The 15,502-nt window shown below is 66.1% G+C and carries 1 protein-coding gene; it reads left to right on the forward strand.

Annotated features, from left to right (window positions below; genetic code table 11):
* Window positions 1–108: 108 nt before the first annotated feature.
* On the forward strand, window positions 109–15,502 hold a 15,394-nt coding region (locus tag Q1W26_RS04305; protein ID WP_300436323.1), incomplete at its 3' end, for a PKD domain-containing protein.

A 15,502-nucleotide genomic window follows, 5' to 3' on the forward strand; every position in this document is an offset into this window, starting at 1 on the left:
AGCTTTGTTTTTAATAACATTTTTTCACAGGTATGGAAGTTGCTGAAGCCTCCCTGAATAAGGCTTGCGGGCCGTCGCCTGCGGCCACAAAACGGTAAGGGGACAAAAATGGCTGCGGTTTACGGTGAAGAGCGCGTTAATTACTACACGACTGACTACCAGTACAGCCCGCAGGCTGCCGGGCTCGTCGGAGGTGGTTATGTCCTGACCTGGATCTCCAGAGGACAGGATGGCGCTGTCGACGGAATTTACGCCCAGCGTTACAACGCCTCCGGGAGCGCGGTCGGTGCCGAGTTCCAGGTCAATACCCAAACCGCCGGAAGCCAGGTCGACCCGGCCATCACCGGTCTTGCCGACGGCGGCTTCGTGATCGCCTGGAGCGACCCCAATGGCGACGGCAGCGAATCCGGCGTGTATGCCCAGCGCTATGACGCGGCCGGCATCGCCCAGGGCGGGCAGTTCCGCCTCAATACCTACACCGCAAGCAACCAGGACGTGCCTGATCTGGCCGCCTTTTCGACCGGCGGCTTCATCGCAACCTGGGCTTCCTACGGCCAGGACGGCAGCACCTATGGAATCTATGCCCAGCGCTACGACGCGGCCGGAACCGCGGTGGGCGCCGAGTTCAAGGTCAACAGCACAACAAGCAACGAGCAGACCGAGCCCCATGTGGCAACTTTCGGCGATGGCAGTTTTGTCGTCGTGTGGCGCTCCTACCTCCAGGACGGCGACAGCTACGGCATTTACGCACAGCGCTTCAGTGCCGCAGGCCTCGCGACCGGCAGCGAGTTCCGGGTCAACACCACAACGGCCAGCGCGCAGTACGAAGAGCAGGTGGCCGCGCTCGAAGGTGGCGGCTTTGTCGTCGTGTGGAGATCCGAAGATCAGGATGGCTCCAACGCCGGCGTCTATGCCCAGCGTTATCAAGCCGACGGCAGTCCGGCCGGCGGGGAGTTCCGGGTCAACGTTTCGACGCTGGGCGGCCAGTACCAGCCCGACATCAGCGCGCTGGCCAACGGCGGCTTTGCGGTCACCTGGTACAACGACAACTCCGACGTGAGCGGAACGGGATCCTACGCCGACGTGTACGTGCGCGAATTCGCTGCCGACGGTACGCCGCTCACCGGCCAGGTCAAGGTGAATACTCCCAATGGCTCGACCAGCCAGTACGAGCCGACGATTGCCCACATCGGAAGCGACAACTACGTTATTGCATGGCGCTCGGATGCCCAGGACGGTTCCAATTCGGGCATCTATCAGCAGCTCATGGGCACCGCCACCGAGCTGGCCCGCTCCGAAGCGCCCACCCTCGGCGATTTTGGCGGCTCCGTCAGCTTTGGCGAGAACCTCGTCAATGCCAGCCCGCAGTTGCTCGACCCGGTCGTCAGCTTCACCGATCTGGATTCTCCAAGCATGGCGGGTGGCCTCGTCACGGTGTTCTACGTGAGCGGCGCCAGTGCCGGCGACCAGTTGGCGATCAGCTCCGAAGGCATGGCGGCGGGGCAGATCAGCGTGTCGGGCAGCAGCGTGAGCTTTGGCGGCACGGTGTTCGGCAGCCTGGTCGGCGGCAGCAATGGCAGCAATCTCAGCGTCAGTCTCAATGCCGCGGCAACGCCCGATGCGGTTGAAGCCTTGATCCAGCGCATCACGTACGGCAGCTCCGACAACAGCCCGGCGCCAACGCGTCAGATCGGTGTGCGCGTCGAAGATGGCGGCGGCGCATCGGCAATGGGTGGGCTGATGACGATCAACCTCACCAAGGAACTCGACGGCACGCCTGCGGTGCACGGTGAAGAACAGGTGAACACCTACACGCCGGGCCAGCAGCAATGGCCGTCGGTGGCCACGCTTGGCGACGGCAGCTACGTGGTGGCGTGGCAATCCGACAACCAGGACGGCAGCGGCTGGGGCGTTTACGCGCAGCGCTTTGCCAACAATGGCGAAGCCCTGGGCCCCGAGCAACGGGTCAACACCCTCACCGGCAGCGACCAGAGCTGGCCGCAGATAGCCGGCCTGTCGAACGGCGGCTACGTCATCGCGTGGCAGGACAACGCCAACGACGGCAGCGGCTGGGGCGTGTTCGGGCAGCGCTACGACGCCAACAACCTTGCCGAGGGCGATCAGTTCCGGATCAACACCACCACCAGCGGTGACCAGTACAACGACAGCCTGGCGGCCTACACAGACGGCTTCGCGGCGGTCTGGTCCACCAGCAACGACATCTACCTGCAGCGCTACAGCAACGCCGGGGTGAAGCAAGGCGCCGAAACCCTGGTCAGCACCGTCCCCGGCGGCGGCACCGCCCAGAGCGGCGCCCAATACCTGCCCGACGTGGCGGCCTACGCCAACGGCAACCTGGTCATCGTCTGGACCGACGCGGGCGGCAACGACGGCGACAGCTACGGCGTCTACGGGCGCACCTACAACGCCGGCACCGGCAGCTTCGGCAGCAGCTTCCTGGTGAACACCACCACCAGCAGCTACCAGGGCTACTCCAACGACGGCAACTACGCCCCCAACGTAGCCGTGCTGAGCAACGGCGACTTCGTCGTGGTGTGGCCCTCCTACAACCAGGACAGCCCGAGCACCTGGGCCGTGACCGGCCAGCGCTTCGACGCCGCCGGCAACAAGCTGGGGGGCGAATTCCAGGTCAACGAAACCCTCGCCGGCAGCCAGTACATTCCCGACGTCACCGCCCTGTCCAGCGGCGGCTTCGTCGTCACCTTCTACAACGACAACTACGACATCGACGGCACCGGCTCGACGGGCGACGTCTACCTGCGTGAATACGACGCCGGCGGCAACCCGGTCGACGGCCAGCGCAAGGTCAACGCAACCACCGTCAGCACCCAGTGGGAATCCGCCGTGGCCGACCTGGGCAACGGCAACTACGCCGTGGTGTGGGCGGGCTACAACGCCGAGGCCGGCACGGCCAACACCTACGGCATCTTCCAGCAGCTCTACGGCGACAGCACCGAGCTGGCGCGCTCGGCGAGCCCGCAACTGGGCGACTTCACCGGCACCGTCACCTTCGCCGAAAACGCGGTCAATGCCGGGCTGCAGGTGATCGACGCCGCAGTGGGGCTGTCCGACCCGGACTCGGGCAACTTCAACGGCGGTCGGCTGGACCTGTACTACGTCCAGAACGGCAGCGCCGAAGACCAGCTGGGCGTGGTCAGCCAGGGCAGCGGGGCCGGTCAGATCGGCGTCTCGGGCAGCACGGTGAGCTACGGCGGCGCGGTGATCGGCACGGTGAGCGGCGGCAGCAACGGCGCCAACCTGCGCATCGACTTCACCAGCGACGCGGCCAGCGTGGAGGCCGTCGAGGCGCTGATCCAGCACCTGGGCTACCGCAACGCCGATTCCAGCCCGAACGTCAGCCGCACGCTGGGCCTGCGGGTGTCCGACGGCGACGGTGGCAGCAGTGCGCCCAGCATGCTGACCATCGTGGTCACCGGCGACGCGGACGGCACGCCTGCGGTGTACGGCGAAGAGCAGGTGAACACCTACACGCCGGGCCAGCAGCAATGGCCGTCGGTGGCCACGCTTGGCGACGGCAGCTACGTGGTGGCGTGGCAATCCGACAACCAGGACGGCAGCGGCTGGGGCGTTTACGCGCAGCGCTTTGCCAACAATGGCGAAGCCCTGGGCCCCGAGCAACGGGTCAACACCCTCACCGGCAGCGACCAGAGCTGGCCGCAGATAGCCGGCCTGTCGAACGGCGGCTACGTCATCGCGTGGCAGGACAACGCCAACGACGGCAGCGGCTGGGGCGTGTTCGGGCAGCGCTACGACGCCAACAACCTTGCCGAGGGCGATCAGTTCCGGATCAACACCACCACCAGCGGTGACCAGTACAACGACAGCCTGGCGGCCTACACAGACGGCTTCGCGGCGGTCTGGTCCACCAGCAACGACATCTACCTGCAGCGCTACAGCAACGCCGGGGTGAAGCAAGGCGCCGAAACCCTGGTCAGCACCGTCCCCGGCGGCGGCACCGCCCAGAGCGGCGCCCAATACCTGCCCGACGTGGCGGCCTACGCCAACGGCAACCTGGTCATCGTCTGGACCGACGCGGGCGGCAACGACGGCGACAGCTACGGCGTCTACGGGCGCACCTACAACGCCGGCACCGGCAGCTTCGGCAGCAGCTTCCTGGTGAACACCACCACCAGCAGCTACCAGGGCTACTCCAACGACGGCAACTACGCCCCCAACGTAGCCGTGCTGAGCAACGGCGACTTCGTCGTGGTGTGGCCCTCCTACAACCAGGACAGCCCGAGCACCTGGGCCGTGACCGGCCAGCGCTTCGACGCCGCCGGCAACAAGCTGGGGGGCGAATTCCAGGTCAACGAAACCCTCGCCGGCAGCCAGTACATTCCCGACGTCACCGCCCTGTCCAGCGGCGGCTTCGTCGTCACCTTCTACAACGACAACTACGACATCGACGGCACCGGCTCGACGGGCGACGTCTACCTGCGTGAATACGACGCCGGCGGCAACCCGGTCGACGGCCAGCGCAAGGTCAACGCAACCACCGTCAGCACCCAGTGGGAATCCGCCGTGGCCGACCTGGGCAACGGCAACTACGCCGTGGTGTGGGCGGGCTACAACGCCGAGGCCGGCACGGCCAACACCTACGGCATCTTCCAGCAGCTCTACGGCGACAGCACCGAGCTGGCGCGCTCGGCGAGCCCGCAACTGGGCGACTTCACCGGCACCGTCACCTTCGCCGAAAACGCGGTCAATGCCGGGCTGCAGGTGATCGACGCCGCAGTGGGGCTGTCCGACCCGGACTCGGGCAACTTCAACGGCGGTCGGCTGGACCTGTACTACGTCCAGAACGGCAGCGCCGAAGACCAGCTGGGCGTGGTCAGCCAGGGCAGCGGGGCCGGTCAGATCGGCGTCTCGGGCAGCACGGTGAGCTACGGCGGCGCGGTGATCGGCACGGTGAGCGGCGGCAGCAACGGCGCCAACCTGCGCATCGACTTCACCAGCGACGCGGCCAGCGTGGAGGCCGTCGAGGCGCTGATCCAGCACCTGGGCTACCGCAACGCCGATTCCAGCCCGAACGTCAGCCGCACGCTGGGCCTGCGGGTGTCCGACGGCGACGGTGGCAGCAGTGCGCCCAGCATGCTGACCATCGTGGTCACCGGCGACGCGGACGGCACGCCTGCGGTGTACGGCGAAGAGCAGGTGAACACCTACACCTACGATTACCAGTACGCACCCGCGGTGGCCGGGCTTGCCGGCGGTGGTTACGTCACCACCTGGATTTCGCGCAGCCAGGATGGTGCGGCAGGCGCCGACGGGATCTACGCGCAGCGCTTCCTTGAAAATGGCGAGGCGGTGGGCCCCGAGTTCCGGGTGAACAGCACCACCGCGGGCAACCAGCGTGACGTGAAAGTCGCCGGTCTGTCCGACGGCAGTTTCGTCCTTGCCTGGACCGACCAGAACGGCAACCCGGACGGCAGCGGCTACGGTGTTTACGGCCAGCGTTTTGATGCCGCCGGCAATGCGCTGGGCGGGCAGTTCCTGATCAACGCAACGTCGACCAGCAGCAACCAGGAGGCGCCGGCGATTGCCGCATTCGAGAGCGGTGGTTTCGTCGTTACCTGGGATTCGAGCGCATCGCTGGCCAACGGCGGCGATGGCAGCGGCGACGGCGTGTATGCGCAGCGCTTCAACAACGACGGCACGACCAACGGCGGGATGTTCCGCGTCAATACCACCACGGCGAACTCGCAATACGAAAGCGACGTGGCGGCCCACGCCGACGGCAGCTTCGTTGTGAGCTGGCGCTCCGACGCGCAGGACGGCAGTGGCGCAGGGGTGTACTTCCAGCGCTACGACGCCGCCGGTGTCGCGCTGGGCGCAGAAACCCGGGCGAACACCATCACGATCAGCAGCCAGTACGAGGCGAAGATCGCCACCCTCGCCGGTGGCGGCTTCGTCATCGTCTGGCGCGACGACGGCGGCCAGGACGGCTCCGCCAACGCGGTTTTCGGGCAGCGCTTCGATGCCGCCGGCAACCCCCTGGGCGATCAGTTCCGGGTCAACGAGACGACGTCCGGCAGCCAGTACCAGCCTGATGTCGTCGGGCTCGACAACGGAGGTTTCGTTGTCACCTTCTACAACGACAACTACGACCTCAGCGGCAGCGGCTCCACCGCCGACGTTTACATCCGCGAATACGATCTCAACGGCGTCGCCGTCGACGGGCAGCGCAAAGTCAATACCTTTACCGGCAGCAGTCAGCAGGAGCCGGCGATTGCTCATCTGGGCAGTGACAATTTTGTCGTGACCTGGCGCTCCGAGACGCAGGACGGCAGCAACTCCGGGGTCTATCAGCAGCTGTTCGGAGCAGCGGCCGAACTCCCCCGTGCGTCAGCCAACCCGGTGCTGGACGACTTCCGCGCGCAGCGCATTCTGGTGAGCGACGCGGCCTCGTCGTTCTACGCCGGCACGCCGCAGCTGATCGACGGCGACGTGGGCGTGCAGGACGCAGATTCCGCCGACTTCGACGGCGGCAGCTTCACCGTCACCCTGCTCAACGGAGCCACGGCCACCGAAGCCCTGGGCATCCGAAACCAGGGCACTGGCACCCTCCAGATCGGCGTCGCAGGCAGCGACATCAGCTTCGCCGGCACCGTGATCGGCAGCTTCACCGGAGGCGGCGCCGGCAACAGCCTGCTCACCGTCACCCTCAACGCCAACGCCACCCCGCTGGCAATACGCGGCCTGGCCCAGAACATCACCTACCAGAACACCGCGCCCCCCGCCGGCACCACCGACCGCTACGTGAGCTTCCGCCTCACCGACGGCGACGGCGGCACCAGCAACGCGGCAAACGTGGAGATCCAGATTCAGCCCACGATCACGCCCACCGCGGTGGCCGTGGACGACATCGAAACCAGCGTCACCCTCACCGAAGCCCAGGCCCAAGCCGGCGGCTTCTTGCTCGACAATGCGGCGCAGGTCAATTACAACGGCGCCGGCAACTTCAACACCGGCACGCTGACGGTCTCCTACCTCAGCAGCACCAGCCGCGTGGACGACCAGCTCGGCATCCGCAACCAGGGCAGCGGCGCCAACGAGGTGGGCGTCTCCGGCACCGCGGTGAGCTTCCAGGGCACCCAGATCGGCACCCTCAGCGGCACGCTGAACGGCGTAAACGGCAACAACCTGCAGATCACCTGGAACGCCAGCGCCACCGACCAGGGCATCGAGCGGGTCATCGAAAACCTCACTTACGGCAACACCTCCGACGGCCCCAACGCCAGCCGCAGCATCCGCTTTGCGCTGACCGACAGCAGCGGCACCGCGAGCACCGTCCGCGACATGCAGATCAACGTGACGCCTCAGATTGACGGTGCCAGCCCGATCTTCGGTGAGCAGCAGGTCAACACCTACGAGCCGAACGAGCAGCACGTTCCGGTAACGACCGGCCTGCAGGGCGTCAATGACGGCAGCTACGTGGTGGTGTGGCGCTCGAACGGGCAGGACGGCAGCAGCTACGGCATTTACGGGCAGCGCTACGACAACCGGGGCGGTGCGGTGGGGGCCGAGTTCCAGGTCAATACCCAGACGCTGGGCGCGCAATACGAAGCCGAAGTGGCCAGCCTGGCCAACGGTGGTTTCGTGGTGGTGTGGCGTGACGACAGTGGCCGCGATGGCTCCGGAACCGGCATTTACGCCCAGATCTACGGGGCCGACGGCGCCCGGGTTGGCGGCGAGCGGCTGATCAACACCACCACCACCGGCAGCCAGTACGAGCCGGCGGTGGTGGGCCTGAGCGACGGCAGCTTCGTCGTCGCCTATCGCAGCGACTACACGGGCGGCGCCTACACCACCGACGTGCTGGCGCGGCGCTTCGATGCCGGCGGCACCGAACTGACACCGGAATTCACCCTCAACACCACCACCTCGGGCACCCAGTACAACCCGCGTCTGGCGGCGCTCGCCGGCGGGCAGTTCGTGGTGGTGTATGGCGACGCCAGCGGCAACGACGGCAGCAGCTACGGCGTCTTCAGCAAGGTCTTCAACGCCAACGGCACAGAGGCGGTGGCCGAGCAACTGGCGAACACCACGATCAGCGGCCAGCAAAGCGGCCACGACGTGGTGGCGCTCACGGGCGGCGGCTACGTGGCCACCTGGTGGTCGGCCGACAACCACATCTACGGCCAGCGCTTCGACGCGAGCGGCGCCAAGGTGAATGGCGAGTTCCGCATCAGCACGGTCGACACGCAGCCCAACAACAACTTTGCCCGCGTCACGGCGCTGGACAGCGGCGGCTTCGTGGTGGCCTGGGATGCCAACGGCTACGAGGTGTACATCCAGCAGTTCGACGCCAGCGGCAACAAGGTAGACGGCCCGACGCAGGTCAACACCACGACAGCCAGCACGCAGTACTACGCGGATGTCGCCGGGCTGTCGGGCAGCAACTTCGTGGTGACCTGGGCGGGCTACAACCAGGAGGCCGGCGGCCCGAGCACTTACGGCATCTTCAGTCAGATTCTGGGCGCGCCCGGCTCGCTCACCCGCTCGGCGGCGCCGGAGCTGGTGGACGTGGCGACGAGCGTGACGTTTGCCGAAAACCTGGTCAATGCCACGCCGCAGCTGATCGACAGCGCAGTGCGTCTTTCCGACGCCGACTCCGCCAGCTTCAATGGTGGCCAGCTGGTGGTGTCCGTCGTTGTCGCCGGCCAGAATCAGGTGGATACCCCCTTCAGCCAGGATCAGCTGGGCATCCGCAACGCAGGCACCGGCACGGGCCAGATCGGCGTGTCCGGCAGCGATGTCAGCTATCAGGGCACAACGATCGGCACGATTGTCTCTGGCGGGGCCAACGGCAGCACGCTGGCGGTGAACCTCAATGCCAACGCCACTGCCGGCGCGGTGGAAGCGCTGATCGAGCACCTCACCTACGCCAATAGCTCCACCAATCCGGCGGCAACCCGCCTGGTGAGCATCCAGGTCAGCGATGGTCTTGGCGGGGCCAGTGTTCCCCGTACCGTGCAGATCAACGTGACGCCTCAGATTGACGGTGCCAGCCCGATCTTCGGCGAGCAGCAGGTCAACACCTACGAGCCGAACGAGCAGCACGTTCCGGTAACGACCGGCCTGCAGGGCGTCAATGACGGCAGCTACGTGGTGGTGTGGCGCTCGAACGGGCAGGACGGCAGCAGCTACGGCATTTACGGGCAGCGCTACGACAACCGGGGCGGTGCGGTGGGGGCCGAGTTCCAGGTCAATACCCAGACGCTGGGCGCGCAATACGAAGCCGAAGTGGCCAGCCTGGCCAACGGTGGTTTCGTGGTGGTGTGGCGTGACGACAGTGGCCGCGATGGCTCCGGAACCGGCATTTACGCCCAGATCTACGGGGCCGACGGCGCCCGGGTTGGCGGCGAGCGGCTGATCAACACCACCACCACCGGCAGCCAGTACGAGCCGGCGGTGGTGGGCCTGAGCGACGGCAGCTTCGTCGTCGCCTATCGCAGCGACTACACGGGCGGCGCCTACACCACCGACGTGCTGGCGCGGCGCTTCGATGCCGGCGGCACCGAACTGACACCGGAATTCACCCTCAACACCACCACCTCGGGCACCCAGTACAACCCGCGTCTGGCGGCGCTCGCCGGCGGGCAGTTCGTGGTGGTGTATGGCGACGCCAGCGGCAACGACGGCAGCAGCTACGGCGTCTTCAGCAAGGTCTTCAACGCCAACGGCACAGAGGCGGTGGCCGAGCAACTGGCGAACACCACGATCAGCGGCCAGCAAAGCGGCCACGACGTGGTGGCGCTCACGGGCGGCGGCTACGTGGCCACCTGGTGGTCGGCCGACAACCACATCTACGGCCAGCGCTTCGACGCGAGCGGCGCCAAGGTGAATGGCGAGTTCCGCATCAGCACGGTCGACACGCAGCCCAACAACAACTTTGCCCGCGTCACGGCGCTGGACAGCGGCGGCTTCGTGGTGGCCTGGGATGCCAACGGCTACGAGGTGTACATCCAGCAGTTCGACGCCAGCGGCAACAAGGTAGACGGCCCGACGCAGGTCAACACCACGACAGCCAGCACGCAGTACTACGCGGATGTCGCCGGGCTGTCGGGCAGCAACTTCGTGGTGACCTGGGCGGGCTACAACCAGGAGGCCGGCGGCCCGAGCACTTACGGCATCTTCAGTCAGATTCTGGGCGCGCCCGGCTCGCTCACCCGCTCGGCGGCGCCGGAGCTGGTGGACGTGGCGACGAGCGTGACGTTTGCCGAAAACCTGGTCAATGCCACGCCGCAGCTGATCGACAGCGCAGTGCGTCTTTCCGACGCCGACTCCGCCAGCTTCAATGGTGGCCAGCTGGTGGTCAGCGTGATCTCCGGCTACGGCAACATCGAGCAGGCCCAGTTGCCGAACAGCCCGGAGACGCAGGATCAGTTCGGCATCCGCAATCAGGGGAGCGGCGCGGGGCAGGTGGATGTGTCCGGCAGCAACGTGCGCTATGGCGGTATCGTCATCGGCACGATCAGCTCCGATGGCCTCAATGGCCATGACTTCGTCGTCACCTTCAACGCCAGCGCCACTGCCGGTGCGGTGGAGGCGGTGATCGAGAACCTCACCTACCGGAATGTGGTGTCCAATCCGGTTGCCAGCCGGATGGTGAGCATCCAGGTCAGCGACGGCGCCGGCGGTGCCAGCGCGCCGCAGGTGGTGCAGATCAACATCACGCCCGAATACGACGGCGCCCAGCCGCTGTACCAGGAGGATTCCGTCAACACCTACACGCCGTCGAACCAGAGCCAGCCGGCCATGGCCCGACTGGAGGATGGCGGCTACGTCACGGTGTGGACTTCCGAGATCCAGGATGGCTGGGGCTATGGCATTTATGGCCAGCGCTACGACGCCGCAGGCGTGGCGGTCGGCAACCAGTTCCAGGTCAATGACTACACGCCCTACAACCAGACCGAGCCCGCGATTTCCAGCCTGGCCGGTGGCGGTTTCGTGGTGGTGTGGCGGGATGACGGCGGGCATGACGGCAGCAGCTACGGCGTATTCGGCCAGCGCTACGATGCCGCTGGCCTGCAGGTGGGCAATGCGCTGCTGATCAACTCCCATACGGGCAGCGCCCAGTATCAACCGTCGATCGCCAGCGTCGCCGGTGGTGGCTTCATCGTGGCCTGGTATTCCGATGCCACCCAGGACGGCCGCCCCTACGACGTTTACTTCCAGCGTTTCGACAACAGCGGCACACCCCTTGGCGCGGAAACCCGGGCCAATGCCAGTGCGGGCTTTGTGAACAGCGCCCAGTACGAGCCCGCGGTGACGGTGCTCTCCGATGCCAGCTTCGTCGTCACCTGGCGCTCCGAGAGCCAGGATGGCAGCAGCTCCGGCGTCTATGGCCAGCGCTTCGCCGCCGATGGCACGGCGCTGGGCGGCGAGTTCCGGGTCAACACCTATACCGACAGCAATCAGCTTGATCCCAGCATTGCCGCGCTGAGCGGTGGCGGCTTCGTCGTCAGCTGGACTTCCTATTACCAGGATGGCGGCGGCACCTACGGGGTGTTTGCCCAGCGCTACGCCAACGATGGCACGCCGCTGGGTGGCGAGTTCCGCGTCAATACCACCACGGCCAGCAACGAACAGCAGTCGTCGGTGACGGCCCTGGCCAACGGTGGCTTTGCGATCGTCTGGAGCAACGGCAGCGAAATCTATGCCCAGCAATACAGCGCGGGTGGCGTTGCGGTGGATGGCGAAACCCGCATCGACGTGCTTGACGACAACTATGCGATCGAGCCTGCCGTGCTGGGCCTCGGCAATGGCAATTTCGTCGTGAGCTGGACGGACAGGGGGGATGGCGGCGGCAACAGCTATGGCATCTACCAGCGCGTGCTGGGCAACCCTGCCGATTTTTCGCGCCAGGCCAATCCGGTGCTGGTGGATGTGGCACAGAGCGTCACCTTTGGCGAGAACGAACTCAACCTGATGCCGCGCCTGATCGATCCGGGCGTCGGCCTCTACGACGCCGACTCGGCAAACTTCGCCGGCGGCAGGCTCGAGGTTGATTACATCAGCGGCTACGGTGGCCAGGACCAACTGGGCATGCAGGGCCTGGAGAACCAGGATCAGCTCGGCATCCTCAGCGAAGGCGATGGGCTGGCGCAGGTTCGCGTATCGGGTCTCAACGTGTTCTACAGCGGCGTGCAGGTGGGCACCATCACCGCCAACGGCGCCAACCACGGCAAGCTGGTGATCGAATTCAACGCCAGCGCCAACGTCGATGCGGTCGAGTCGGTCATCGAGAACCTCACCTACCAGAACACCTCCAGCAACCCGTTTGCCAGCCGCACCGTATCGCTGCGCCTGACCGACGGTGACGGTGGCGCGAGCGACGCAAAGTTCATCACCCTCAACGTGACGTCCGCGGTGGATGGCGCCGTGCCCCTGGGGCTGGAAAAGAGCGTCAACACCACGGTGGCCGGCGACCAGAGCGAGCCCTCGGTGGCGCATCTGGCGGGTGGCGGCTATGTGGTCGTCTGGACGGACCAGGGCGGCGCCGACGGCAGCAACCATGGCGTCTATGCCCAGCGCTACGACGCGGACAACAACCCGGTCGGCGTCGAATTCAGGGTCAATACCACCACGACCAACTACCAGTACGAGCCGCAGGTGGTGGGACTGGCCGATGGCGGCTATGTCGTGGTGTGGCGCTCCGACGCCCAGGACGGCAGCAGCACCGGCGTCTTTGCGCAGCGCTACGATAACCTGGGGGCGCCCGCGGGTAGCGAGTTCCGTGTCAATGAAAGCACTCCGGGCGGGCAATACCAGCCCGACGTGGCAGCACTTGCCAGCGGCGGCTTTGTCGTTACCTGGTTCAACGACAACTACGATGTGGTTCCGGGCACCGGCAGCTATGCCGACGTGTATGTACGCCACTATGCGGCCGACGGCAGCGCCAGCACCGGCCAGATCAAGGCCAATACGCCAACGGCCAGCCAGACGACGCAAAGCGAGCCCACCGTCGCGGTGCTGGACGATGGCAGCTTCGTCGTCGTGTGGCGTTCCGACAGCGCGCAGGACGGCAGCGGCATGGGGGTCTATGCGCAACGCTTCGCAGCCGGCGGCGCCAAACTGGGCAGCGAGTTCCGCGTCAATACCTACACCGACAGCAACCAGTACCAGCCCGACATTGCCGCGCTGAAGGATGGCGGCTTCCTGATCGTCTGGCGTTCCGAGGCCCAGGATCTGAGCAGCGGCGGCGTCTATGCCCAGCGCTACGACGCATCCGGCGCTACCGTCGGAGCCGAGTTCCGGGTCAACACGACCACCAACAGCACGCAGGAAGACCCCGCGGTCACCGCGCTGGAAAACGGCGGCTGGGTGGTGACCTGGACCGACCAGTATGGCGCGGCCCCCAATACCTACGACGTCTTCCTGCAGCAGTACGACGCAGCCGGGCGGCAGATGGACGGGCAGACGCTGGTCAACACCTACACACCGTATGTCCAGTATCAGCCCGCGATCACCAGCATGCCCGACGGCGGCTTCGTCGTGGCCTACTCGTCCTACGTCTATTCGAGCGACCAGAACGGCGACGGTGTGCCCGATGGCGGCAACAACACCTACGAAATTCGCCTGCAGCGCTACAGCAACACCGCGCCGGTGCTCACCGATGTGTTCGTGAGCGGCCAGGAAGACAGCGCCATCATCCTGACTGACGATTTGTTCATCTCCGGCTTCCATGATCCGGAAGGGCAAAACCTCGCCGCGATCAAGATCACCACGCTGCCGGCCGAAGGCACCATGAAGCTCGACGGCGTGGCCGTCATCATCGGGCAGGAGATCAGCCTGGCCGACCTGCAGGCCAACAAGCTGACTTACCAGGGCGACCCGAACTACTTCGGGCTCGACCAGTTTGCCTGGACGGGCAGCGACGGCGTTGCCTTTGCCCCGACGCCGGTGTTCACCAACATCAACCTTTCCAACGTCAACGACGCGCCGGTCCTGGAGGCCGGGCCGAACGACACGGCGGCCGAAGGCACCTACTTCAGCCATGCGATCAGCCTGGGCGATCCGGATCCGGATACGCACCGGGTAACGGTTGACTGGGGTGATGGCACGCCGAACAGCGTCTATGACAGCAGCGCCGATCTGGTGAACATCAGCCACTACTTCTCGGATAACGGCACCTACGACGTAAGCGTCACGGCCAGCGACCAGCAAGGCCAGGCCAACAGCGTCGAGGTGGATGGCTTCCAGGTGACGGTGGGCAATGTCGCGCCGGACCTGAGCCTGTTTGGCGACGGCACCGTGGTGCAGAGCGAAGTCTACACCCTGACCCTGGGCGGGGTGCTCGACCCCGGCGCCGACACGGTTTCCGAATACCGCATCGACTGGGGCGACGGCACGGGTGTGCAATCGATTGCCGCGGCCAGCCTGCCGGCCAACCGGCAGGTCAGCCACGCCTATGCGGCAACGGGCGCCAAGACCATCGGCGTGAGCCTGGTGGACGAAGACGGCACCCATGCCAGCGTGGCCACCAAGGCCATCACGGTCAGCGCACCGGCCGAAGTGCTCACGGTGGATGCGGGCGCCGACCGCACGGTGAATGAGGGCAGCTTTGTCCTCCAGACTATCAACTTCAGCGATCCCACCGACACCGATCCGGCAGGCCGTCTCTACACGGTGGACTGGGGTGATGGCGCCACCTCATCGGGCCGCAGCTTTGGCGCCAGCTCGCTGGATGTCGGCCACACCTACGCCGACGGCGGCAATGTCTACACCGTCTCGGTCACCCTCGACGACGACGGCGCGCAGCAGGCCAGCGACAGCTTCCAGGTAACGGTCAACAACGTCGCGCCGACGCTCAGTCTGGGTGGCGCCGCCACGACGGCCGAGGGCAGCGTTTACACGCTCGCCATCACCGCCACGGATCCCGGCAACGACCTCATCTCGGGCTACCGCATCGACTGGGGCGACAGCTCGCCGGCCACCCTGCTGACCGCAGCCGAACTGGCGCTGGCAAACGGCAACGTGACCCATACCTATCTGGATGGCACCGCCGATCGCACGATCACCGTTCAGGCCACCGACGAGGACGGCACCTGGAGCAACACCAGGACGATCAGCGTTGCCGACGTGGCGCCGGTGGTTGAACTGACCGGCGGAGATACCGTCGATGAAGGCGGCAGCTACACGCTGACGCTGGCATCGATCACCGACCCAGGCAGCGACACGGCGCTCAGCTACACGATCAACTGGGGCGACGGCAACGCCGAAGTCGTCGCCAGCCTGGGCAGCTACAGCCACACCTATGCCGACGGCACCACCAGCCGGACGATCAGCGTGCTGGTGACCGACGAGGAAGGCGTTCATGCCAATGCCGGGACGAAGACCATCACGGTAAATAACGTCGCCCCCGCGGCCAGCGTCAGCGGCCCGGCCACGGTGGACGAAGGCAGCGTCTACACCCTCACCGTCGGCGCCATTCTTGAGCCCGGCGCCGACACCC

The organism is Zoogloea sp. (assembly GCF_030157465.1).
Taxonomy (GTDB): Bacteria; Pseudomonadota; Gammaproteobacteria; order Burkholderiales; family Rhodocyclaceae; genus Zoogloea.